Here is a 23,491-nt window from a genome sequence, read left to right as displayed (position 1 = left end):
CTCGTAGAGGCTCCGTGTCAAGACTACGGCTAGGTAACTAGATACGATAATGGTCTTCCCAGCAACCATATAACATGCTGGGTGCAAAATACAACAGGAGGAGGCTTAGAGCCTTGTTATTAAAGGGTTTTGACACTTTAGAGTTCGGTTTAGACTTTGAAAATTATAATTCTTCCTTTGAATCATTTATTCTCGAATTCAGAAAACTAAAAGACTTTGCTCAAATGATGGGTATAGAGCAATCAGTTCCATTAGGCGACATGCTTCTTACGGTACATAGAAATGGACAAAGGTTTTATGCGTATAAATTATCTTGCAAGGATTTTTCAATTGCATTTGCGGAAAGTGAAATGAAATCAAACTCACCGATATTTGTAAGGTTTATGTCGAGTTATATCTGGTCATATGGTCATAAGAAGGCATACGATCATTTTATGAATTGGTTTAAATGCTTTGGTGTTAAGCCAATAAGTAATAGACTTTCAAGGGCTGACATTTGCGCTGATACAGATCAGTTTCAATTTATTCAAAATGATGTTAAGGGTGTAGTTACTAGGGCTAAAAGTAAAACAGAACATTTTGTAAATGAAGAATACACAAATGGACGTAAATTTAGTGGGTTCACTGTGGGTAGAGGAAATCCAATGATGGCAAGAATCTATAATAAATCTCTAGAAATTAAAAAATCAGGTAAAACATGGTTTAATGATGTGTGGAATGAAAATGATTGGAATTCTAAAAACGAAGTTTGGAGGGTCGAATTCCAATTAAGACGTGAAGTTTTAAAGGAGTTAACAATTGATAATATTGAGCAGTTATTTAAAAAAATTGATGAATTATGGGTGTACCTTACAGTTGATTGGCTAACGATTAGACAACCCAGTAGCGATAATGTCTCTAGATGGAAAATAAAAAGAAAGTGGAAACATATTCAGAAGGCAGATCTAGCTTATGAACCAACCCCCTTAATTCGGGAATCAGTTAAACAAGGAAATTTAAAACAACTTCTTGATCAAGCAGCAGGGTTAATGATGTCCGTTGCATCAATAAGTGACCATGAATCCATCACGAATACATCTGATGTCATTAAGTCATGGTTTGAAGTAAACCTACTGAAAAAGAACACAACCTTTGAGGTTGAAAAAGATCGGAGAAAAACCAGATTTTTGCATCCTGATACCACAAGTGCAGATGATTAATAATAAAAATTGAAAATTCAAATTCAAAATGGAGAATACAAATGAGCAAAAAAAATTTCTTTGAACAAGTTTTCGAGAAAAATGTTCCCGTAGATTTAGTTACTTTTGGTGATTTTGATGGAAACAAAATAACCGTAGTTATTCAGGATTGTGCTAGTGAAAAAAAATTTGGCAGTAATGATACTAAATTAAAGGTCATTAATGGACTCGTAGATTCAATGGATTTTAAGTTTGAATCTGATGATGATCCATATTGTTTTGAAAAGAGAATGATTTCAATAATTGATACCATCGGCATGCGAATAAAACAAAATTCGTCATATAAAAAAGATAAACTTAACATTCATATTGTCAAAGAATTCATAGAAGATTTTTTGAATAGCAATCTTCATAAAAATTCTGAATTTATAAATATTCTTGATCAAGAAGAAGAAATAGACGAAGAAGAAGAGGCTTTTTGGAAGTCATTAATGGAAAAACCAAAGGAGACTGAATAAATGATTCCTACTCTAGAAATGCTCCCCATCGTTTTAGATGTTACACATATTCAAAATATTCTTGGTATCGGAAGAAGGCAAGCATATGAATTAGTTAATTCTGGACAATTTCATGTAGTTCGTGCAGGTAAAAGAATAAAGGTAGCAAAATCAGTATTTGAAAAATGGCTTATAGGTGCTTTGCCGCTCCAGGAGGAATAAAAGATGTCTGGATCAGTAAAAAAGGAAGGCAACACATGGTATTTTGTTATTGATCTTGGTAAGAATCTGTTAACAGGAAAAAGAATTCAGAAAAAGAAAAGAGGATTTAAGACTAAGAAGGAGGCAAATGCAGCACTAGTAGAAACACTAAGCGAGGTTAATAAAGGAAGCTATGTAGAACCGTCAAAAATTCTATTTAGTGACTATTTGAACCAATGGCTTAATGACAAACAAATTAGCATTATGCCTTCTACATACAGTAACTACAGGTGGTTAGTTGATAAACATATCAATTCGTACTTGGGAAATGTAGAATTATCAAAACTTAATCCTATGATTATTCAAAAATTTTATAATGATCTGGTGTGTAAGGGAAGTCTTGCTCAAGAAAATATACAAAAAATACATTCTCTTATCAAAGATTCTTTAAATAAAGCTGAACGTTGGGGGTTGATTTCCAAGAATGTGGCCTCCCTAGTTGATCGTCCAAAAGCTTATAAAAAGGAAATGAGTGTTTGGACTATAGAGGAAGTCAAAGAATTTCTGATCGCTGCCAAAGATGATAGACTATATGTAGCATTTATCTTAGCCGCTACTACTGGAATGAGACAAGCAGAGGTTCTGGGGCTTAGATGGAAGGATCTAGACATTGAAGATTCTTCGATTAGTATCATACAAACATTAAGTCATGATGGAAAAACACTTAAGACAGGGACAAAGACCAAAGCAGGCATGAGAAAGGTACATTTGCCTCTAGAAACCCTGCAAATTCTTCAAAAGCATAAACGGCTCATAGAGTTAGAGAAGAAGCAAAATAGCCCTTTGTACACGGATAACGATCTTATTGTTTGTACAGCAGTAGGTACACCAGTAATTCCAAGAAATTTAATGCGTACTTATTATAGAATAATGAAAAACGCGAAACTCAAGAAAATACGATTTCATGATTTGAGACATACTCATGCAACACTATTATTGAAGCAAGGTGTTAACCCTAAGATCGTTGCAGAAAGATTAGGCCATGCAGACATTCGAATCACACTGGACACATACAGTCACTTAATGCCTAGCATACAAAAAGAAGCTGCTGCTGAATTCGGTAAATTATTATTTGAGTAGGTGAATATATGGGATTATGGATAGGTCCTCTAATAGGTGGCTATAGAGTGGCGGTAAGATACCTCAAGAAAACAGAGGATTGTTTTAGGATCACAGATTTAGTTGTTGGAAGAAAATATAAGGTAGTACAGCCAAGCTTATTAAATAGTAAGTCTTTAAAAAACTTAGATCGGGAATGTATAATATTGGATTTCATTATGGATCGTAATGGATATTATAATAAAGCGAAAATAAAATACTTAGATAACAAAAGAGTAGGACAAATATCGTTTGGTAATTTGGCGAATGAAGTTAGTCAAATAAGGTGTGGTGACCATACGGTGACCAATGAAGTTAATGCAGAAGTTAATCATAACCATTTGATTTAAAGAACAATCAAAAAAAGCCTTGATTTCTCAAGGCTTTCTGCGTATGACCTGTAGTGGGCTCGAACCACTGACCCCTACCCTGTCAAGATAGTGCTCTCCCAGCTGAGCTAACAAGTCATGTTTTAGCGACAAGTAATATAATACCAACGAGATGGACGCTTGTCAATAGTTTATTTACATTATATTAATTAAGCATTTTTTAGAGATTTACTATACGGAATGATCAACCTGCGCGGAATTTAGACCCTTGTGTTATAATACAAGATATCATAAAAGAGTAGGAAGAGGGTATAAGATGAAGGAATTTAACCGATCACCCATACATCCGGCACAGCATCAGCAGCAGTTGGATGCTGAGAATGCTGTTGATTGGGGTAGTCAGGAATGGGGCACACACCGCTTTCAAATTCGTCAGCTTTTGGAGAATGCTATAGACTTACTGACGATGAAAGATAAAGCTGCAGTTCTTGGGGCGGGTAATCATGGTGATGTGGATTTGCCAGGCTTAGTAAGCCAATTCTCTCAGGTTACGGTGCTAGACACGGAAGCTAACTCTATTGAAGAGGTTCTGGAGCAGAGTGGTACAGGCATATCAACTAAGATTAAATCATTGACTAATGTGGATTACACATGCTTGGATCAGATTCAATTCTATGAAACTTGGGAAGACATGCTGCTAAACCAAGCTCCCGCTGGGGAAATTGTTGTGTATTTGAAGGACAGCGCATTTGCAGCACGTAGACATGAAGCATTGCCTCACTTGAAGAAAAGCTTTAATTTAGTTGTTTCTTCTTCGGTACATACGCAATTATTTTATATTCATGCATTATCCCAATTCGCAAGCTATGCCAGTCAGTATACGGAACAGGAAATAAGCCAAATCATAGACTCGCTAGTCTATTTGCGTAATAGTCTTGTGTTGGACTACAATAGGCTTCTGCTATCCTTATTAAAGCCAGACGGTAAACTGGTAATGTGGTCGGAAATGATCCGCATGGATGAGCAGAATGAGGGGATATTTGATCATTTATACGGGCTTAAGAGCGATACAGAGAGGATGAGCTTTCTATTCCGTGCTTTTGGGCAATATGGGATTGAATCGGCAGTTCTCGGGCTTAAGGATTTGCATGATCAAATGAAGCAGGACGGTCAATTGTTTAAAAGCTGGGTGTGGCTTCCTGGTAGTGAGAAGAAGTTCATAGTCGCTGGGTTTTCTGGAACACCTGTCAGTTAAATAAAAGCCGCTCTAATAGAGCGGCAGATGGATCCTTTCATCTTCTATAGAAGTATACAAAATCGCATTGTTGCCTACAACTTCAATGAGATCGATGTGGTAAACATAGTCTTGTTGCTTGTTGGCAGGGTGGGTGCGGCAGCTTTCAAGCACTTGAATCAACATGGGGATCGCTTTCTGATCACTAGAAATAAAGCGGACGGGGATTTTTTGATCATGAAACATAATTTCAGTTGTCATGGACGATTCTCCCTTCCCAATTTTTCAATACATATCTAGTATATCTTATTTTCATATAGAAAAGTTGAATATTATATTAATTTTGGGTGAATTTAGGAGTTGTATTCGTGGCAATAGATTTAGATGCACAAATTTATGCAGCGTTAGAACAATATTTTGACGATGGAAAATGGAATGTTGATGCTAATGAAAGCGGAGTGAATAATACGACTCGGTTCGTTAGTTATGGCAACTATAAGTTTGTAATGCGAATCTATGAAAATCATGCCGATCTGGATAAGGTGCGGTTTGAATATAGTATACTGCAAAAGCTTCAACTATCTAAGCTGCCTTTTCAAATACCGAAACCTGTACGAGCTCTTAATGGGGAGTATTATACCCTTATGCCAACCGGTAAGATTTCGATCTTATTTGAATATTTGGAAGGTACACGAGCCGTTCTGACTGACAAAGGACATGTAACCTCGATTGGTAGTGCTATGGGTGCCCTGGTTACAGCATTAGCATATATTAACGTTGGCTTAGAAGCTGCTTACGAGCCCTACTACGATCTATATGAGATACACCCTTTGGTTACGCGGGAAAAGCTAACAGAATGGTTGCTAAGCATGCAGGAAGGTCAATATAAAAAGGAAGCTATGCTTCTTGAAACCGAAATTAATAATCTCCTGAATAATCTTTCAAACTTGAAACAACTGCCCGTTCAGCTCGTACATTCTGATTTAGTAGCCAGCAATGTGCTTACGAAAGAAGATGAGGTTTCGGCTGTTCTTGATTTTGAATTTGTTACTCCTGATCTGCGTGCAATGGATGCAGCGGTGTTCATCAATGAATTAATACGGTATCACAGTGATCGATGGGAGCTTCTAGAAGCATTCATAAAAGGTTATGCTGAAACTGCAGATTTAAATACGGCTGAGATTAAGGCGCTGCCTCAGCTGATTTTACTCCGAAGTATAGTGCTCTGTATTCATTTCTTAGGGCGGCAATGGGCTGGAATAGACCCTCCTAATGATTCGGAGCCGTACCTTGATAGTTTTGTAAAAGTCCATAAATGGATAAGTCTTAATCAGGAGCGGATCTTGAAACTTTGTTATCTATGTTTTGAGCAGGAGGTGAGTGAATGAAGAAGCTATATAGCCAAATGTCACGCGAAGAACTGGAATTGGAGATGCTGCAAAGTTTGGAAGCAATGGAGAAAGCTGAGTTTCCAAGTCATAAGGAGATGTTGGAGCGGAAATATTACACGGCTAAAGCCTATACACTCAATCCGTTGGATTATCCGCCTGGAATTTATCAAGTAATAGGACATCCCGAGGGGGCTATTTTCAAACTGAACTATGTCAATGGCATTATGGGTTGGGGTGAAATGGGAGAAGACTTAGAATCAAGCTTCCCCCTTTCCATGCTTTTACCTAATTAGATGCGGCAAATATCTTTTGGACAATTTTCACATTGACAAATATTTCTCAAATGTTCGATATTTTTTATGATTATATAATTATTTTCCATAGCTAGTATGTCGAGCTTCCTCAAGTCACTTAGCATGCGGTTAACACTTTCGCGGGTTGCGCCGATCATATCGGCCAGCTCGCTGTTGCTAACTTTTTTTGTGATAAGAATGTCGCTGCCGTTAGGCTTACCGTATGAATTACTTAGACGAATTAATGTGGAGCAGAGCGCTCCGGGCTTGCCGAACATCATTAAATCGCGAAATTTGGTCTGTGTCATACGATGCATGAGCCCCATCCACTTCATAAATTCCACCGCTAAATCCCCATGCTGCCACAGAAGTATCTCCAAATCCTTTTGCTGAATGATACCGATCACCGTGTCTTCCATAACTTCAGCATTAAAGCTGTGTATGGAGTGGTTAAAAGGATCCAATTGACCAAATAGATCACTTTTTCCGTACATATATAAAATAAAACTTTTCCCATCATCATTGGTTTTGGTAATTTGGATGCGTCCGTTTTTAATGAAATACAGCTTATCCGCAATGTCCCCTTCCCAGAACAAATGGGAACCCGCCTCAACCTTATGCTCATACATGATTTCTCTTAATCTGGCAAGATTGTCCTCGGAGAAGCATTCGGTATTATGAATTCCTTCCGCTTTATGGCCTAGATCCTTCATTTGGATTCCTCCTGATAATTAGAAAACATTCGTTAAGATAACCTTAATGTATTTCCCTATTAATTGATGTGACAATAATCACACTTAGATCATCTACAGTGCTCAATTTTTTTCTGTGCTGTGATAAATATAACATCCAGAAGCTGTCTAATTCGCTATATTTATTAAGAATAAGAAAACTTTTTTTCGGAAAGGTTGTGTTCGCCCTATGCTGACTGGAGTCATATTGGCCGGTGGCAAGGATGATGTCGGCCAAGCGCTTTGTTTAATTGACGGTAAGCCACAGATTAACCGCCTCATCAATGAAATGCAATTGATATGCCAAGAAATTATTGTTGTTGCCAATGAACCTAGGCTATTATTGCCTGTTCTCCCGCGCTGGGTTCGAGTTATTACTGACTTTGTGCCAGGTTTTGGCGTATTAAGCAGCATGCATGCGGCATTCACATTAGCCAAGTATAATGAATTATGGGTAACGGCTTGCTATATGCGAACAGTATCATCATCAGCGGCGAGATTATTATGCGAGCGTAAAAGGCTTATCGAGTATCAAGCTGCTTTTCCATTAATACAGGCCAATCCTATACCTTTTCATGGAGTATATAGTCAAAGTTGTTTAGAATCCATTACTGAACTGATTCATGCGAAGGAACATCGGATTAGTGAGTTGCTGAAGCATATCTCATGGGGTGTTGTGGATGAAGCTTTATTTAGCGGACCTAAGATCGAGTTCCAAGAGTCATTGGAAAGGGAGGTCAAATTTGATAAAATTACGTGACAGACTTAGTAATCTATCGTATTCTTTGGGAAAGTGATTGTTGTTAAAGAGGTGAATTTATGAACGAGAGAGTCAACCTAATTGTGGATGGAGGCTCCAAACCGCCGCGAATAGAAATACATCAATCGTGGTGGGCCATGAATGGCATCGGCCGTGGGGGTAAGGAGTGGTCGATCGAGGAAAAGTTCGAAAAAATCGCTGAAGCTGGGTTCACCGGTATTATGGCTCATCTTCCGAAAGAAAAGGAGGCCGAGCAATGGAGGCGCTTACTTGATGAATACAGCTTTAATTTCGGTATTCATTCGTTCCCGCGTAAACCGGAGGATATCACCGAACTTTTGAAGGAAGCTAAGCAATTTGGTGTTTTGTATGTTAATTCTCAAGTTATGGATTCTTTCGTAATGGGCCAGCAAGCTGTTGAGTTGCTTCAAGGACTTGTTGAAGAAGCTCGATTAGCTGATATGCCTTATACTGTGGAAACACACCGAGGACGTGTGACACAAGATCTTCACCGCACCGTGGATTATGTAAAAGCGATTCCTGATCTGCGTTTAACTATTGATCTTTCGCATTACATAGTGGCAGGTGAATTGACCGCGGCAGCTTCTAAAGAATTGGAGATGGCTGGGAAGTTGTTTGATGTTTTACTACAGCGTACCTCGAGTATCCATGCAAGAATCTCGAATGGGGAGCAAGTTCAGGTGGATATAGGTCCCAATGCTGAGCACAGTATGGTGGAACCGTTTATGAAGTGGTGGCAGCAAGGTATGAGCTATTGGTTAGACGAAGCAAAGGCAGGGGCTGTTTTACCTTTTGTAACAGAGCTTGGACCTCCTGACTATGCGATTACTGAGAGCAAGTATGCAGGCGGTGAACGATTAGAGATATCGGACCGTTGGGAGCAAGCTTTGCTTCTAAAGCGATTGGGAGAAGAGGCTTGGAAGCGTGCGATAGAAAACCATAAAACTTAGTGCTAATGGGAAGTCGGTATTACAAATTACTTAGATTTTAAACAAAGTCGCCAGTCTTAAGTCGATAGCGGCGACTTTGTTCATTCAATGTAAAGTCTATAGTCAAGATAGTTATTTACATAGAGTCACTTTTATTGTCGAATATGGTACAATATACCTATAGTTCATCACAATTTTGTAAGCGCATACAAAACTTCGGCATAAGTGGGGGAATCGGCTTTGAAGAATACGATGATTTGGGGATTTTTGTTATTTATTTGCCTGTATGCTTCATTGCCTGTTCATGCTGAGGAGGACAAAGCAGCAGTTTTTGTTAGTCCAGAGGGGATCCGATTTTCAAGCTATAGTCAGCATTGGAATGCAGAGAAATTGCAGGGGCTTTATGAAATGTTATTGAAATGCGCGCATGGTGAAGAACTCGCAGAACTTAAAGAGGTTATTTTAAATCCCAAATCAAGCACGGGTAAGAGCGGATTTCGAGTAGGGAATTATAATGTCAAGACTCAGACTATTCAGTTATATGAGGTGGATTCTTCTGAGGTTAATCGTACGTTGATTCACGAATACGGGCATCATTTTACATTTTATTGGCTTCAAAAGAAAGAGGGGTATTATCCTAATCTGTTAACTGAGTTATCGGGATGGTCTAAAATACGGCAGTTAGAAGGTTATCCAATACGATGGTTTGGAAGTAAATTACCATATAATCATAAATGGGATCCAGTCGAAATAATGGCAGAGGATTATGTTCTTTTATTCGGAGTTGCTGGTATTGCATTGCCTGATCAAGCCAAGGATGTAGTCAATTTACTTCGTCACGAAAACGAATACATTCCTTCACCACAGTCTATTCCTGCTCTTAGAAGCTTCTGGGAGGGGATTGCTGGTTTGACACCCCAGGTGCCGCTTGGAGTTCCTATCATTCAGCAGTGGGATGCCGTAGGGATAAAAGGAGAGGATAACGGTTCGTTGCATATGACATTCACACCGGCAGCGGCGGACGGACAGCAGCAAATCGAGTATGGCATTAATGTGATGGGCTTTGGGGAAAGAGTTAGTATTCCTGTTAAATGGACGACAGGGGTGACTGGAAGTGGCAATGACTTGGTGGAGGCACAACTGGATGTTAATCTGTTTCAAGAATTCCCGCCAAATTATTATTATATTCAAATCTGGTCTTTGGATCGGGCGAACCAACAGCTTACCTATACACCATTTTATATGAACTGGCTCCAATATAACGCTTCATCTCAGCAGCTCAAAGCTATTTCTCCCCCTATGGAAAACTACGGATGGCAAGAAAATCTAATGAGGGAAGGAATGAAACAATGGCCTCTTATTAATATTTTTATTAATGGTAAGCCTGTTACGGCTACTCAAAGACATGAAGGCGAGGATTTCAGGGTATATGTTTCATGGCGATTGTTCAATAAAGAGGAATTGCCGACGGATAATACGAATGATTTGAGATTTCAGAATGTTTGGCAACTTACGGCTAATTATAATGAACATGATGTGGAATATATTATAGATAATGATTACTTCTTGGTTAATGGCACCTATACTAAGCTCCTTAAACCCTTGAAATGGGTAGGGAATGAGCCTTTCATTTATATAAATGATCTTGAGCAAATGTTTGGTCTGTCAGTAAAATTGGATGAATCCGGAACTGGTTTGTATATTGAGCTTAATTAAGAAAAGCCTGTGTATAGAATACTTATCGATTAAGGATTCTATAGAAAGAGGTGATAAGATGAACCGAGCTTTGCTTACATCAGTCGCTACAATTGGTTTGGCACAATTGATCAAGATTCCTATTGCTAAGCAGCGAACTGGACGATGGGACTGGCCGGAAATGTTCAAAACAGGAGGGATGCCAAGCTCTCATTCAGCTGGTGTAGCCTCTTTAGCCGCCTATATTGGTTTGAAAAAGGGGATTGATACAATCCCGTTTGCCCTAGCAGGAATGTTAAGCGTGATTGTCATGTATGATGCAATGGGAATTCGAAGGCATGCCGGAAACATTGCTACAGAGGTTAACTCATTGGAAGCCTCGGTTGATCGACTTATGGAAGAAAGCTCATTCTCCTCAATGGACGAAAAGGAATCAAAAGACCGCTTGGAAGAAAGCTTAGGTCATTTGCCAGTAGAAGTTTTAGGTGGTGCCATTCTAGGCATATGTACTGGAGCACTTAGTTATGTGTTTGAGAAGCAGAGCACCAAGCGAAGGCTGCTAAGTCGATGGCTGTAAGAAACATTAGGTAAAACAGAACAACCCTTCACATAACGGCTGTGATAGGGTTGTTTGTCTAAATGCTTTAAATTGAATATAAGTATGCTTAATAGGCTTGAATAGAGTTATGCAGCTCGTCTGGGAAAACCAAGGGTACCGTGATAATGAACTTGGTTCCTTTATCTAATTCACTTTCGACTTCCATAGTACCTTCATGATCTTGAACTATTTTATGGCATATCGATAGCCCGAGACCTGTTCCCGAATCTTTTGTTGTATAAAAGGGAAGGAAAATTTTATCCAGCTCAGTGCCTGGGATTCCGCTTCCTGTATCTGCTATTTCAATTACCGCATTTTTATCGCTAGAGTATAAATGAATGCTTACGCTTCCTTGGTCGGTCATAGCCTCGAATGCATTTTTAATTAAGTTAAGCAGAAGTTGAAGCATCTTATCCTGATCCATCATCATATGGAATGGCTGCGGGTCAGCATTGAAATGAATTTGGTGGCCAAGACGTCCGGATTCAGAGTCAAGAAGAGATATAACCCGTTGAATGCAGGGCTCGATAGGATGGACTTTGAACTTGGTAGCATGAGGCTTGGAGAACTGAAGAAATTCCGCCGTCAGCATACTCATTCTTGTAATTTCATCCATAATGAGATCGTACCAGGGGCCTACATTGAAATTATCTGCTTTGGAAAGCTGTAAAAAACCTTTGACTGTTGTCAGCGGATTACGAATTTCATGAGCCATGCCTGAGGCTAGCTCGCCTACAACTCTCAGTTTTTCGGAGCGGAGCATGTGCTCTTCCCGCTTGAGCCAGGATTCTCTCTTCATTGTATATAAATTTCGTTCTGCAATAAAAATAAGATCGTCTTTGGATGAGCCATCGTTCGGATAAAATGCCATTCCGTAATTAATTTCAATGCCTGTAAGCTTAGGAAACTCTTGAGCAAATTGGTCGGAGAACGTTTCTATAGGTTGTAAGGTGTCGGTTGATTGAAGTACAATGGCAAATTCATCGCCTCCATAACGACTAATAATTAGTGCATTAGGGAACATCATTCGCAATTGCTGCGCGGCTTGCTTTAATATTCGATTGACGCCTATAAAGCCATTTGTAGTATTTAAGGATTTGAGATCCTTGCAATCGATTAATACCAGTGCTATTGGTTTGCGAGCGGTTACTAGTTGGGATAACTGTCGGTGGCACTCCTCATAATTACATAAACCTGTCAGGGCATCATGGGTACTTAGATGCTTCTTCTCGTTGTCGAGCAATTGGGTCTGATCTTCCATGACGTGAATGTAACGAAAAAAAAGAATAGTAAATATGAGGCAGCTAAAAGAGCTAAACAGTATGGTAATCATCCCGTAAATGGAATAAGGCATATAAGTAAAGGAGATTAGTGCATAAGTGATTGTATAGAGCAAGCTAACTGCAGAGGCGGAATTAATATTACGTATTTTGTAAAACTGCTTGCCCATTTGTGCTAAGTAGAGAGGGAGGCACCAGTCCATCTGACTATACAAATGAAAGGCGATCAATAGACTTATCTGAAAAACGGTGGCGGCGACAATCTTCTTTTCAGCAAAATGGACGATTATGTACAATAGGGCAATAATGCTAAGTAAAATCGGGCTTGAGGTTTGATCGAAAAGGATAGAAGATGCACAGACAACAGTCGTGTATACAAATAGGATCCAATTATAGCTCATGCTTCCAAACTCCTTACTCAAATTGTAGAGATGAAAGGATATTAATGGAATTCTCTATATACATATTAAATCCTGCTTCATTAGTCAGGATTATGCTCAATTTTGCATAAAACTTTTATATCGCTTTCAGGAAACGCTTTCAATCAAGCGATCCTTTGTAGCATGAGGCTGAAAGTATATCAGCTTTCTTACAATCTTATGGGAAAAACCCACCCTCAACCGAGGATAGGTTTTTATCGGAAATCATATAATGTGTATTGCTCTATGAAGGTCATTTTCCCGGTCATCCCTATGTATTGATCCACTTTGTCATCATAGTGCATAAGCATTACTTTTTCTTGAACAGACTCGGGTAAAGTTAATAGATCATCCAGACAAGCATGGACAACACCAGGTGATGTAAGCTGGCAATCATGCAAAATGTAGTCGCAACGACCTTTTGTGTGAAGTTCAACCAATAAGGCCCCATCGAATCGAGCATCTGAACTGTAAAAAACCTTTTCATTAAGCAAGAGAGAATAGCTGGGTTTCTCAGGAATATGCTGGGACGGAATTAATTCAACGTTTAGATCAGGCGAAAGATTTGTGGTAACAGCCTCATCCAATACAATAACTTCGAAATAATCTTCCAATTGCATCAAACCTTCAGCTTTATTTTCCAAGCCTCCCCGTAACGAATGGTGCCATAAAGAATAGAGCAGAGTAGACGGTACAAACAGTTTCATTCGTTGCTTGTTGTAAGCATAATGAAGACGAAACGCGAATTCCTCCAAACCACCTACATGATCGGAATGAATATGGGTAATTAAAATGCCGTCAATCTGGGTAAGTGGGAAATCGAGTTCGTATAATGCGCGCGGAGCCGTCGCTCCACAATCAATCAGTAAAGTGAAACCATTGCAAAAAACCAATGCATTGTTGTTATAAAATTTTTTGGAAAAGGCACTTCCTGTGCCAATCATTTGGATTTGCAGGCTCACGTACGATCCTCCACTCATGCTTCCATAGCGCATACATATCTTTATCAATCTATCATGGTTTAGCCAAATATTTCAAGATAGTTTTGACACATTTAGTCAAATTTTATCGTTATTTTATGAATTATGTGTTATTTTTCACCATATTAGTAATGATGCGAAGTAGAATTTGATTTTTCTTATACGGTAAAAGTACAAGGGACGACTGTTATTGCAACTAATGATGGGCTTGGCATATTTTGTAGTGTAATTGCTTATGTTTTAAATTAAGCACTATATCTAGGTGCGATGACAAAATTATTTTTGTGAGTTTCAGGAAATGAGCGCAACTCTTGCCAACATCAGGAGTATAAAATAATAGAATACAAGTACAAGTCACGATGGAGGTTACAGAATGAAAGTGCCACGATTGCTAACTCTAGTGCTATCACTTTCGCTTTTTGGTGCGACGGGGGCATTTGCCAGTTCGATGTGGGGCGACTACGAGGGATTTGGTAAAGTCAAACTGCTTATTAATGGTGTTGAAAAGCAATACTCGGACAGCGAAACGCCTGCTTTTTTAATTAAAGGAAATGCGACAATGCCCGTTCGTACGTTGGCAGATTCGCTCCAATCCCTCGTACGGTGGGATAATGGTACCAAAACCGTATCCGTTTTTAAGCCTAATGTTCATATGTTCGTTGCTGAGAAGGTTAAAGATGACTATTCAATCCAAACTCCATTTGGTGCTGTTGTAAAGGGAACTCGAATGGACTTTGCGGTATTTGCTCAAGTGGATAGTTTAAATACACCTTTTTATTCATTTAAAATATCGATTGAAACACCAAGTGGAAAACAGAGTGCTTATCATGAGGAAGTTGTAGACGGGGAGAAGGAAAATTTCTGGTATCCATGGCCGTTTACCGGGTTTACATTCAGTGAAGCAGGTAATTATAAGGTTAAGTTCTCCATTAAGGTTGATGAGGATGGGGAATATACTACTGTATCGCAGAAAGTGATCACATCCAAATAAATGGAGTCTACATGGTATGTAGCTTTAGTTTGACCTGTATGAGGGAACATGATACGATACGTGGGATGACTAATTTACACGAAATGAGGTTTTCCCATGAGCGATCATATTCATGATGAATCCTGCGATCATGACCACGACCACGAAGATGATATTTTTATAGTTACCGATAAAGACGGTGTAGAGCACGAAATGGTGATGGTATACACATTCGAGGCTAACGATCAACCGTATGCAGTATTATTGGACCGTAATGATCCAGAGGCTGATGGTGTAATCTTCCGAATCGAAGAAGAGGACGAGGATGCGTTCTTGGCCAGTATCGAAGATGAGGAAGAGTGGGAACGTGTAGTGAAAATCTACAATCAAATTGTAGAGGAACAAGAAAAGGAATAAGAATAACCAGACCCCTTCTTGTGTGGACAGGAGGGGGTTTTGTTGTTCAGTAACAAAGAAAAACCGCTATGCCAATTATTCGGCAAAACGGTTTATTAGTGGGTGACCTGCTATTTACGCGGGTTAAAATACATAATGCGTCCGTTGAACAAATGGAGTTCAGCCTTCCAAAGCTTTGCCAAATATTTACAAAACTCGTTACCCTTGGCTTTATCACCATGTGTACTGTCATCTGGAAGCACTACTTGCACGTAATATCGGTCCTTATCACCGTCTTGATCATTGCCTGTACCCATGACAATGTATTTATACAGCTGATCTTTTCCTTTGAGATAAAACCACTTGCCTTCCGCCTCCGGCTTTGTTTCGATCGTATACGGAAATCCAGCGTCATCATAATCCCATCCTAATTGCTTGCCGGTAAGATTCAATTGCTCCTTATAGTGCAGCAGTTGATCTTTTAGTTCATCAAGAGTTAATGAAGGTATTGTGGAGCCATCTACAAATTTAATATAAGCGCTTTGAGCCATGCCGACACACCTGCCTGTATATGGACTGGAAAGGTTTTCATCCCATGGGATGCCATGAACATCATAGCATTAAGCGTATACATTTGACAATATGACAATCAGAGGAGAGGAAACGATGAATTCGAAAAGGTTCCAAGGCACAATGTTAGTTACGGATATGGACGGTACGTTGCTGAGCAGCGGTAAAACAATCAGCAAAGAGAATCTTGACGCGATTGAACGTTTTGTAGGGCAGGGAGGCCTCTTTACACTGGCTACGGGTAGGATTGCGTCATCTGCTAAGAAGTATGCAGATCAGCTTCCTATTGGTGCGCCTGCCATTCTATATAATGGTGCTGTTATCCATGATTTTAGTAAAGGTGAGAATGTATGGAGCCGAACATTAGGTGACTCCGTAAGACCCGTCTTGGACAGGCTTATGAAACGATTTCCACAGATTGCTGTAGAGATTTATTGTGGAGAGGAGCCTTATTTTATAAGGGAGAACCGGATTACAGAGCATCATCGGAGAATGGAGGGCTTTTCGAGACCCTTGGAGAAAGATGGATTTAATCACATTAATGAACCCTGGTTCAAGGTGCTGCTTGCCTGGGAGCCCGAGCTTTTGGATGAGGTAGAAGCTTATGCGGAATCCGAACAGGTGACTGATATCACATGGGTTCGTTCGGATGATAAATATTTTGAGATTTTGCCGGCAAACGCCACAAAGGGACATGCTTTGGAACAACTTATGGAGCTTACTGGTATTGAGCGAGCCAACTGTATCGCGATGGGTGATCATCTTAACGATTTGGAAATGCTGAGAAGAGCTGGGATTGGTATTGCTGTAGCCAATGCCCATCAGTCGCTTGTAAGCGTATCGAATCGTTCCTGTAAACATCATGATGAGCATGCGGTAGCTGATGTTATAGAATGGTTGGAAAGTCGGGTATAATGCCAAGGATTAAAGGGAATTAAGAAAAGGGAATAAGCTTCTGCTGGTTTGAAGGCAGGCTTATTCCCTTTTTCTATTTTGAAAGCAGTAATGGGACTTTAGAAAATGGCGTTGGTTTCTACAATTACTTTTACATTTTCTATACTACGGTCTTCTGGACCTTTGACCGGTAGACCGACTTCAACATGCTCGGTGATGTAGTCGATTAAGTCCTGTGAAATAACTTCCCCAGGGAGAAGAATGGGAATTCCAGGTGGATAAACATAAATAAATTCAGCTATTATGCGGTCGGCAGATTCTTTAAACGGAATGACCTCAGTGTCACCGTAGAAAGCATCGCGTGGAGTAAGTGTCAGCTGAGGAATTTTCGGAACCTTAATAACCAAATCTGTGGCAGGTCGAATATTGTAATTTTGGCTGGAAAGCTCACGAAGAGCATTGAGCAGCGTGTCCACATTTTCATGTGTATCCCCTGGCGTAAAGAGACAGAGAATATTATACATATCGCTGAGCTCAACTTCGATATTGTAATGCTCTCGAAGCCAGTTCTCTGCATCGTATCCAGTAATACCAAGATGTCGAACATGAATATTCACTTTAGTAGGGTCGTAATCATAGGTCGCTTCAGTGCCCAGAATTTCTTCGCCGAAGCAGCTTAAGCCCGGAATTTCATTGATGTTTTTACGGGCAAATTGAGCTAATTCAATGGCTTGATCAGCCAATTGCGCTCCGTTCAATGCTAGATGTCTGCGTGAAGTATCAAGAGATGCCAGCAGGATGTAGGACGTGGAAGTAGTGGTCAGCATGCTTAGGATTGTTTTTATACGTCCGGCATTAACCCGTCCTGCTTTAACATTTAGCACGGAGCTTTGCGTCAGCGAGCCTCCAAGCTTATGTACACTTGTAGCTGCCATATCAGCTCCTGCTTCCATAGCAGACATTGGAAGCTTATCGCTGAAGTGAATTAGAACTCCGTGAGCTTCATCGACCAATACAGGCATATTGTAGCTGTGTACCAGCTCGACAATTTCCTTCAGATTGGCACATACGCCGTAGTAAGTCGGATTGATAACTAGCACCGCTTTGGCATCCGGATGTCTCTCTAGGGCCCGTTTGACGGAGCGAGTCGTGATTCCGTGGTCGATCCCAAGATTGGCATCGCGCACAGGAGAAATGAACACCGGCTTTGCCCCGGCAAAAATTATTGCCGACATGACAGATTTGTGAATATTACGAGGCACGATGATTTTATCTCCTTCAGAGCATACCGTAAGGATCATTGTCATAATGGCTCCACTGGTACCTTGAACAGAGAAGAAAGTGTAATCGGCTCCGAATGCATCTGCAGCGAGCTGCTGTGCTTCTTCAATAACTCCGGTCGGTTGATGTAGGTCATCCAGAGGTGCTATATTAATAAGGTCAATGGATAGAGCGTTATCGCCGATAAAACGGCGGTATTCCGGATCCATCCCGACTCCTTTTTTATGGCCTGGAATATGGAATTGAACCGGATTGCGTGCTGCATGCTCTTTTAAAGCGGAGAATAGGGGCGTACGTTGATGATCCACTGTCATCCCTACCTTTCTTATAATATAAAACTCCAAATCTAATTCATAGTAACGATAATCAGTCAACGATGCAAGCGGTTTTTATTAAACATTATGTTAAGTTTTCTCAGTATTTGTCATAGGGACTCTTATTATTAGGTTTTTTGTCAAAAGTGGGGCAAATAAGCAGTCGGGGTTTGTCCATTTTGTTAATCTTATCCTGATTTGTTTCCATGATGAAAAAAGTTGTGATACGATAAGATAGCATGTTCACCAAGATGCTGGATTACAATTTCTCGGGAGGTCTGGAATCATTTATGAAAAAACAGCTGGCCATAATTATGGTACTGCTGATGACGATATTTATCGGATTCGGCATCATTATTCCGGTGCTGCCCGACGCGATTTCGGGATCAGGTGCAAGCAGCTTTCATCTGGGTATGCTTTTGTCCGTCTATTCGTTGGCATCTTTCCTGATGTCGCCAGTATGGGGAAGTATTTCGGACCGAATCGGCAGAAGGCCGCTAATTATTATAGGAACGTTAGGATTTAGTGTCAGCTTCTTTCTTTTCGGAATATCTGGTGAGAGTCTGCTGCTCATGTACGTATCGCGTATTCTTGGAGGCCTGTTCTCAGGAGCTGCAACTGCTTGTGCGGTAGCTTATGTTGCCGATATTACAACAGAAGAGAACCGTACGAAAGGTATGGGCCTGGTAGGGATGTCGATCGGACTTGGATTTATATTCGGACCGGCGGTTGGCGGTATATTGAGTCAATGGGGATATCAAGTACCCTTCTTCGCAGCGGCGGGCTTGGCTCTATGCACTTTTGTATTCGCCTTGATCATGCTTCCTGAATCTTTGAGTGAAGAGAAGCGCCGCGAGCAGAAGAAAGTGAAGACATCGCGATGGTCCGCATTTGTCGGATCCGTTAAATATTTATATGTGCTTTCCTTTTTCGTATCGTTTACATTAGCAGGTCTAGAAGCTACGCTGCTTCTTTTTGAGAAAGATATGATTCACGCCACCTCACTTGAGCTTGGGATCATGTTTGGAGTCAGTGGTATTGTCGGTGCTTTGATTCAAGGTGGAGTAGTTAGACGCTTTATTAAAAAGGGTGATGAGGCGAAGGTGATTGGTTATGGCTTGGTGCTATCAGCGCTAGGGTTTATCCTGATCATCTTTTCATCAAGTTTGTTTACTGCATCTGTTTACTTATCCGTGTTCGCCGCAGGGAATGCTTTGATCCGGCCTTGTGTGACCTCACTGATTACACAGAAAACAAAGGCAGGGCAAGGTGTGGCTTCAGGACTGAGCTCATCCATGGATAGCTTGGGGAGAATTACCGGGCCTTTGCTAGGTGTCGGGGTATATCAGTATAGCTTGCAGCTTCCTTTTTACATAGGCGCCGCCTTGTCGCTCGCAGCTCTTTATCTGTTATACCGCTTTATATCCGCAGATGGAGAACAGGCAGCACTTGCTAGATAAAGGAAGAAGTTATCTTCATAAAAGTATGAAGGTATGTATATACTTAAAAATCCGCCGGGCTCGAATGATGAGCTTTCGGCGGATTTTCTTTTGAAGGCGGGTAACCCTTCTAAGATAAGTCATGGAGCAGGATGGATTAACCGGTAGATGACAGCGACTGCTTCGCCTCTTGTTAATTTTAGATCCGGACGGAAGGAACCATCCTCATAACCATTAAATAAATGAGCCTGCTGAACAGCCCGGATTGCATCACCAGCCCAATAATCGGCAGCAACATCGGTGAAAGTACTTAGTGAGTTGGCCTTTAGCATTTCACTGCGCGAGAGAATGGTAGCAATTTCAGCTCTGGTGATACTGTTCTTGGGCCGAAACGTTTGATCGGGATAACCGTTGATTAGACCATATTCCACTGCTGTTATGATATAAACCTTATCGGATTTATTATCCGCAATATCCGTGAACTCCGAATCCGTGCTGTTGGATAAGAACAGCTCTTTAGCTTTAACTAAATAACGGATAAATTCGGCACGGCTAATGTTCTGGCTAGGCTTGAACGCCATGGTGCCTGCTGCTTTGTCTATATAACCGTCAATGAATTTTTTGTCGAATAATTCATTGATTTCCTTCTGTGCCCAATGACCTTCAATATCGTTAAATCCAGTGGGAGTACCGTTCAAAGAAAGAACATAATTGGTTATTGCTTTATAATCATCTTCCCTTAGCGAGCCTGGGGCATTTTGAGGCATGTTGCGGGAAATAAACTCATAGGCCTTGTCGTAAGTCGCAAGCTTCTTTTTGGCGTGATCGCTCACTAAGGAAGGGTACTTATCCAATCCCTTTCCCTCGGCTGCATGGCAAGAAAGGCAATGCATTTCATAAATTTCCTTACCGCTCTGAGCCGTATTATTTATTGACGAAGACGTTGAAGCTGCGGTATTTAATAACTCGGAAGAACGGGCTGGGGTAGGCAATAGAAGGAAGTTACAGGTAATCAAAACAATCGCACCTAGTGCAACAATAATAGAGGTAGGCTTACTAAAAAATTGGGGTTTCATTTGTGTGCGGTCCTCCTGAACGTTTCGATTCTATTCTTCATTATAAATGAATAATATGACGAATGTGTGAAAAAGTGGAGAATTTATTGTGAAATGATTGAGCTATGGGAAAACAAGTGGATGAAAAAAGGCCGCCCTTTGATAAGGACGGCTTTATTTAGCAGTACTACTTAGAATTCGGTTTGTCAGAAGTGGACCCACGTTTATGATCTGCCATTTTTTCGATCCAAGGAGTCATTTCATCTTTAATTTTTGCGATGAGCTGATCCTTGCTGATTCCTTTGGCTTGAGCAATCTCTGTTAACGATTTACCTTCTTTCAGCTGAGCATGCAGTTCATCTTCTGTAATACCAAGCAGTGCAGACAATTTTTCGGGTGCAGGCATCATGGATTTGCGATTCATATCATGCTTCCCAGAAAAATTGGAGCCTTTATGGTTAACCATAAACTTCAAATGCTTTTCCATGCTTGCTTTGATTTTCTCAGCTTTATATGCTGCTAACTTTCCAGCTTGTACGGCTTCATCGATCTTTTGGCTTCGTGCAGCCTGCAACTTTGCAATTAGATCGGCTTCGGAAATCCCTTTTTCTTTTGCAATCTCGACCAGCGTTTTTTCCTTTAAGGAAGTTTTTAGAGTGTCCTTATCGATTCCCAAAATAGTAGAGGATTCTTCGATAATTGGCATGTGTTTAAGGTGCTTTTTGACTTCATTGCCGTGGCCTTCTTTGAATTGCTTTTTCTTTTGCTTGTTAGAATCCTGCGGAGCGGGCTGCTGTAAAGCGGGATTATCAACCGGATCGGCCAATACAGGCTGTCTATTAGCATAGAGGACGCTTACGCCCAACATGAGGGCAAGCGCAAGGCTGGTAACGATGACTCTTTTGGGAGACAAGTTTTTCATGATTTCTGCCACCTTTCACTAATTATTGGTTAGTTTGGGACTTTACCATCTCTAGCGTATGCAGGCAAGCTTAAAGGGACTTTAAGGAAACATTAGGATTGGATTAATTTTTTAGGCTTGGCAAGCCATTTTGTATAAAGGCATCAATGATGCAACGGTTTCTTTAACAAGCTTAACAAAAGCATCGCCGTCAGCTAGCACGGGGTTGGAAGAATCAAGATTAAGCCCTATTAGCAGCTCTGCCTTTTTGACATCACGGAATCGGATCAATGCTTCTGTTAATTCTTGATCGTTTAATTCATGAAAGGCAACAGCGTCTTTCTTCATATGGTCAAAAGATAATACATATTCCTGGGGAATACTGCTGCGGACTTGCTTCAGGTTGTTCAAATAGCGCTGTGCGATGTTTTGTTTGTTGGGAAGCTCGTAGATAAGAGCAAGCCATATAAATACCCGATCGTCAAAAAGCCCTACCTGAAAGTGTGGATGCTGCTTATAGCCGCGTTTATTATCACATACAGCCATCCATGTATCAACAGGCGCATTTACCTTGCGACGGGCATGCTTAGCAATATGCAGAAACATTTCATTACCTGCAAGCATAGCAGCTTCATCACAAAGCTCTTCGCCAAGCACTTTAAATTTAGGTTGAATATGGCCTTGAATACCTTCCATACGTGCTTCCAGACCAGGAATGGTAAATACATCAAAGTCGGTTTGGGTAAAGCCTGGAAATGTCATTATAGGGTCCTCCTAGAAATTACTTCATAAGTATTATCTGAAATCTATTTTATGTACTTCACATTGCTAATCCTCACTATAGCATACAAAAAGGAATACAGGGGAGCCCTAAGTGAATTTGTCGAAATTTGACCGAAGACCTAAAAAAAACACAAGTGTTGAAAAAGGGATTCCATTGTTGGATTGCTTTTATCAAGGTAGGATAAGACTAACCAAATAAGCAAATGACATTAATTAAGAAGGGGGCCATTCAATGGCTAGTAAAGTACAGGCATCTGATAACGTAAACTACAAGTCGATAACGAAAAAGAGCTTTCTAAGCTTTATGTGGAAATATAGAGCGCTCTATTTGATTTCACTGCCAGGTATCATCTATTTCTTTATTTTTAAGTACATTCCACTTTTTGGATCCATTATCGCATTTCAAGATTACAACATTTTCCAAGGTATAATGGGGAGTAAGTGGGTTGGTTTTGAACATTTTCAAAGGATGTTCGCTCATTATGATTTTATTAATATTTTGAATAATACTTTACTGCTAGGCTTGTACGACTTAGTATTAGGTTTTCCGGCTCCAATCGTATTGGCCCTGCTTTTGAATGAACTGAGACTGGTACTCTTTAAACGGGTATTGCAAACCATTGTCTATATGCCGCACTTTTTGTCCTGGGTTATCGTCAGCGGGATTGCTATTGGTATTTTGTCTCCGTCTACAGGGATTGTGAATCAATTCATTGCTTGGCTGGGATATGATCCTATTTACTTCTTGGGTGAGGAATCCTACATTCGTTCTGTCTTGATTGGTTCTGGTATTTGGAGAGATTCCGGTTATGGTACGATTATTTACTTGGCAGCATTGGCTGGCATTAATCCGGATCTGTATGAAGCTGCTGAAGTGGATGGAGCAAGTCGATGGAGACAAACAATTTCCATTACATTACCTTCCTTAATGCCTACTATTATGATTTTGTTCCTGCTTCATATCGGTAAGTTCCTTGATTTAGGTTTCGAGCGTGTGTTTGTTTTCTTGAATCCTTTGAATATCAATAATGGGGAAATTTTAGATACGTATGTGTACAAGGCCGGCTTGTTAGGCCAACAATACAGCTATACAACAGCGGTTGGGCTTTTTAAATCCATTGTAGGTTTGCTCCTAATCGTCATAGGTAATATGTTAAGCAAAAAAACAACAGGCGAGAGCCTTTATTAAGGGGG

General features: G+C 40.3%; 26 protein-coding genes and 1 tRNA gene. 17 read left to right on the top strand and 10 right to left on the bottom strand.

Annotated features, from left to right (window positions below):
- Positions 1-74: 74 nt before the first annotated feature.
- From GC093_RS19295 to GC093_RS19275, 5 genes are read left to right on the top strand one after another with little or no spacing between them, the layout of a single operon-like run.
- Positions 75-1,199: a replication initiation factor domain-containing protein gene (locus tag GC093_RS19295; RefSeq protein WP_246314782.1), complete on the top strand. Its 1,125-nt coding sequence runs from the start codon at positions 75-77 to the stop codon at positions 1,197-1,199.
- Positions 1,200-1,240: 41 nt separating this feature from the next.
- Positions 1,241-1,696, top strand: a complete 456-nt coding sequence (locus GC093_RS19290) for a hypothetical protein (RefSeq protein ID WP_171653518.1) — start codon at positions 1,241-1,243, stop codon at positions 1,694-1,696.
- Positions 1,697-1,897 (top strand): helix-turn-helix domain-containing protein, encoded by a 201-nt coding sequence (locus GC093_RS19285; protein WP_171653517.1) that lies wholly within the window; start codon positions 1,697-1,699, stop codon positions 1,895-1,897.
- Between the two features lie 3 nt (positions 1,898-1,900).
- On the top strand, positions 1,901-3,016 hold the full coding sequence (locus GC093_RS19280; RefSeq protein WP_171653516.1) for a tyrosine-type recombinase/integrase: 1,116 nt from the start codon (positions 1,901-1,903) through the stop codon (positions 3,014-3,016).
- Between the two features lie 47 nt (positions 3,017-3,063).
- On the top strand, positions 3,064-3,384 hold the full coding sequence (locus GC093_RS19275) for a hypothetical protein (RefSeq protein WP_171653515.1): 321 nt from the start codon (positions 3,064-3,066) through the stop codon (positions 3,382-3,384).
- Between the two features lie 44 nt (positions 3,385-3,428).
- Here the strand turns inward: GC093_RS19275 and GC093_RS19270 are convergent.
- Positions 3,429-3,501 (bottom strand) — tRNA-Val (locus GC093_RS19270).
- Between the two features lie 178 nt (positions 3,502-3,679).
- On the opposite strand from GC093_RS19270, the gene GC093_RS19265 reads away from it, so the two are divergent.
- Complete coding sequence (locus GC093_RS19265) at positions 3,680-4,618, top strand: hypothetical protein (protein WP_171653514.1); 939 nt, start codon at positions 3,680-3,682, stop codon at positions 4,616-4,618.
- A 12-nt stretch (positions 4,619-4,630) separates the two neighbouring features.
- Here GC093_RS19265 and GC093_RS19260 read toward each other — a convergent pair whose 3' ends face one another.
- Positions 4,631-4,858, bottom strand: a complete 228-nt coding sequence (locus GC093_RS19260; RefSeq protein ID WP_171653513.1) for a hypothetical protein — start codon at positions 4,856-4,858, stop codon at positions 4,631-4,633.
- 107 nt (positions 4,859-4,965) lie between these two features.
- Here GC093_RS19260 and GC093_RS19255 point away from each other — a divergent pair, with 107 nt between their 5' ends.
- The gene (locus GC093_RS19255) at positions 4,966-5,985 is read left to right on the top strand and encodes a phosphotransferase (RefSeq protein ID WP_171653512.1); all 1,020 of its coding nucleotides are present in this window, start codon (positions 4,966-4,968) and stop codon (positions 5,983-5,985) included.
- The gene (locus GC093_RS19250; RefSeq protein WP_171653511.1) at positions 5,982-6,281 is read left to right on the top strand and encodes a DUF1811 family protein; all 300 of its coding nucleotides are present in this window, start codon (positions 5,982-5,984) and stop codon (positions 6,279-6,281) included. The genes GC093_RS19255 and GC093_RS19250 overlap by 4 nt, the downstream gene beginning before the upstream one ends.
- On the opposite strand, the gene GC093_RS19245 is transcribed toward GC093_RS19250, so the two are convergent.
- The gene (locus tag GC093_RS19245) at positions 6,278-6,994 is read right to left on the bottom strand and encodes a Crp/Fnr family transcriptional regulator (RefSeq protein WP_171653510.1); all 717 of its coding nucleotides are present in this window, start codon (positions 6,992-6,994) and stop codon (positions 6,278-6,280) included. The genes GC093_RS19250 and GC093_RS19245 overlap by 4 nt on opposite strands.
- A gap of 208 nt (positions 6,995-7,202) precedes the next feature.
- Here GC093_RS19245 and mobA point away from each other — a divergent pair, with 208 nt between their 5' ends.
- From mobA to GC093_RS19225, 4 genes are all read left to right on the top strand, one after another.
- Positions 7,203-7,772 (top strand): molybdenum cofactor guanylyltransferase, encoded by a 570-nt coding sequence (gene mobA / locus GC093_RS19240; protein ID WP_171653509.1) that lies wholly within the window; start codon positions 7,203-7,205, stop codon positions 7,770-7,772.
- A gap of 59 nt (positions 7,773-7,831) precedes the next feature.
- Positions 7,832-8,743: a sugar phosphate isomerase/epimerase family protein gene (locus tag GC093_RS19235; protein WP_171653508.1), complete on the top strand. Its 912-nt coding sequence runs from the start codon at positions 7,832-7,834 to the stop codon at positions 8,741-8,743.
- A 219-nt stretch (positions 8,744-8,962) separates the two neighbouring features.
- Positions 8,963-10,438: a hypothetical protein gene (locus GC093_RS19230; protein ID WP_171653507.1), complete on the top strand. Its 1,476-nt coding sequence runs from the start codon at positions 8,963-8,965 to the stop codon at positions 10,436-10,438.
- Between the two features lie 58 nt (positions 10,439-10,496).
- Positions 10,497-10,994 carry a divergent PAP2 family protein gene (locus tag GC093_RS19225; RefSeq protein WP_171653506.1) on the top strand — a complete coding sequence of 166 codons (498 nt, stop codon included), beginning with the start codon at positions 10,497-10,499 and terminating at the stop codon, positions 10,992-10,994.
- Positions 10,995-11,082: 88 nt separating this feature from the next.
- Here GC093_RS19225 and GC093_RS19220 read toward each other — a convergent pair whose 3' ends face one another.
- Positions 11,083-12,696, bottom strand: coding sequence for an ATP-binding protein (locus GC093_RS19220; RefSeq protein ID WP_171653505.1), 1,614 nt, complete (start codon positions 12,694-12,696; stop codon positions 11,083-11,085).
- Between the two features lie 233 nt (positions 12,697-12,929).
- Entirely contained in the window at positions 12,930-13,676 is a 747-nt protein-coding gene (locus GC093_RS19215) for an MBL fold metallo-hydrolase (protein WP_171653504.1), read from the bottom strand.
- 391 nt (positions 13,677-14,067) lie between these two features.
- Between GC093_RS19215 and GC093_RS19210 the strand changes: the two genes are divergently transcribed.
- Both GC093_RS19210 and GC093_RS19205 read left to right on the top strand, forming a co-directional pair.
- A complete protein-coding gene (locus GC093_RS19210; protein WP_171653503.1) occupies positions 14,068-14,685 on the top strand; it encodes a stalk domain-containing protein in 618 nt (205 codons plus the stop codon).
- Between the two features lie 96 nt (positions 14,686-14,781).
- Entirely contained in the window at positions 14,782-15,081 is a 300-nt protein-coding gene (locus GC093_RS19205; protein WP_171653502.1) for a DUF1292 domain-containing protein, read from the top strand.
- A gap of 110 nt (positions 15,082-15,191) precedes the next feature.
- Here the strand turns inward: GC093_RS19205 and GC093_RS19200 are convergent, their stop codons facing one another.
- A complete protein-coding gene (locus tag GC093_RS19200) occupies positions 15,192-15,611 on the bottom strand; it encodes a DUF1885 family protein (RefSeq protein ID WP_171653501.1) in 420 nt (139 codons plus the stop codon).
- A gap of 115 nt (positions 15,612-15,726) precedes the next feature.
- On the opposite strand from GC093_RS19200, the gene GC093_RS19195 reads away from it, so the two are divergent.
- A complete protein-coding gene (locus tag GC093_RS19195) occupies positions 15,727-16,545 on the top strand; it encodes a Cof-type HAD-IIB family hydrolase (protein ID WP_171653500.1) in 819 nt (272 codons plus the stop codon).
- Positions 16,546-16,643: 98 nt separating this feature from the next.
- Here GC093_RS19195 and GC093_RS19190 read toward each other — a convergent pair whose 3' ends face one another.
- Positions 16,644-18,113 carry an aminotransferase class I/II-fold pyridoxal phosphate-dependent enzyme gene (locus GC093_RS19190; RefSeq protein ID WP_446686372.1) on the bottom strand — a complete coding sequence of 490 codons (1,470 nt, stop codon included), beginning with the start codon at positions 18,111-18,113 and terminating at the stop codon, positions 16,644-16,646.
- Positions 18,114-18,370: 257 nt separating this feature from the next.
- Between GC093_RS19190 and GC093_RS19185 the strand changes: the two genes are divergently transcribed.
- Positions 18,371-19,579 (top strand): MFS transporter, encoded by a 1,209-nt coding sequence (locus GC093_RS19185; RefSeq protein WP_376768665.1) that lies wholly within the window; start codon positions 18,371-18,373, stop codon positions 19,577-19,579.
- 119 nt (positions 19,580-19,698) lie between these two features.
- On the opposite strand, the gene GC093_RS19180 is transcribed toward GC093_RS19185, so the two are convergent.
- The 3 genes from GC093_RS19180 to GC093_RS19170 all read right to left on the bottom strand — a co-directional run bounded on the left by GC093_RS19180 (position 19,699) and on the right by GC093_RS19170 (position 22,276).
- Entirely contained in the window at positions 19,699-20,634 is a 936-nt protein-coding gene (locus GC093_RS19180) for an S-layer homology domain-containing protein (RefSeq protein WP_171653498.1), read from the bottom strand.
- A 166-nt stretch (positions 20,635-20,800) separates the two neighbouring features.
- Positions 20,801-21,547: a hypothetical protein gene (locus GC093_RS19175; RefSeq protein WP_312886564.1), complete on the bottom strand. Its 747-nt coding sequence runs from the start codon at positions 21,545-21,547 to the stop codon at positions 20,801-20,803.
- 99 nt (positions 21,548-21,646) lie between these two features.
- Positions 21,647-22,276: a YktB family protein gene (locus tag GC093_RS19170; protein ID WP_171653497.1), complete on the bottom strand. Its 630-nt coding sequence runs from the start codon at positions 22,274-22,276 to the stop codon at positions 21,647-21,649.
- Positions 22,277-22,529: 253 nt separating this feature from the next.
- Here GC093_RS19170 and GC093_RS19165 point away from each other — a divergent pair, with 253 nt between their 5' ends.
- Complete coding sequence (locus GC093_RS19165; protein WP_171653496.1) at positions 22,530-23,486, top strand: ABC transporter permease; 957 nt, start codon at positions 22,530-22,532, stop codon at positions 23,484-23,486.
- The last annotated feature ends 5 nt before the right edge of the window (positions 23,487-23,491 follow it).

The sequence above is a fragment of the Paenibacillus foliorum genome, assembly GCF_013141765.1.
In the GTDB taxonomy this organism is placed as follows: Bacteria; Bacillota; Bacilli; order Paenibacillales; family NBRC-103111; genus Paenibacillus_S; species Paenibacillus_S foliorum.
Note: the sequence above shows the minus strand (reverse complement) of the source record. Positions and strands in the feature narration are given on the sequence as shown.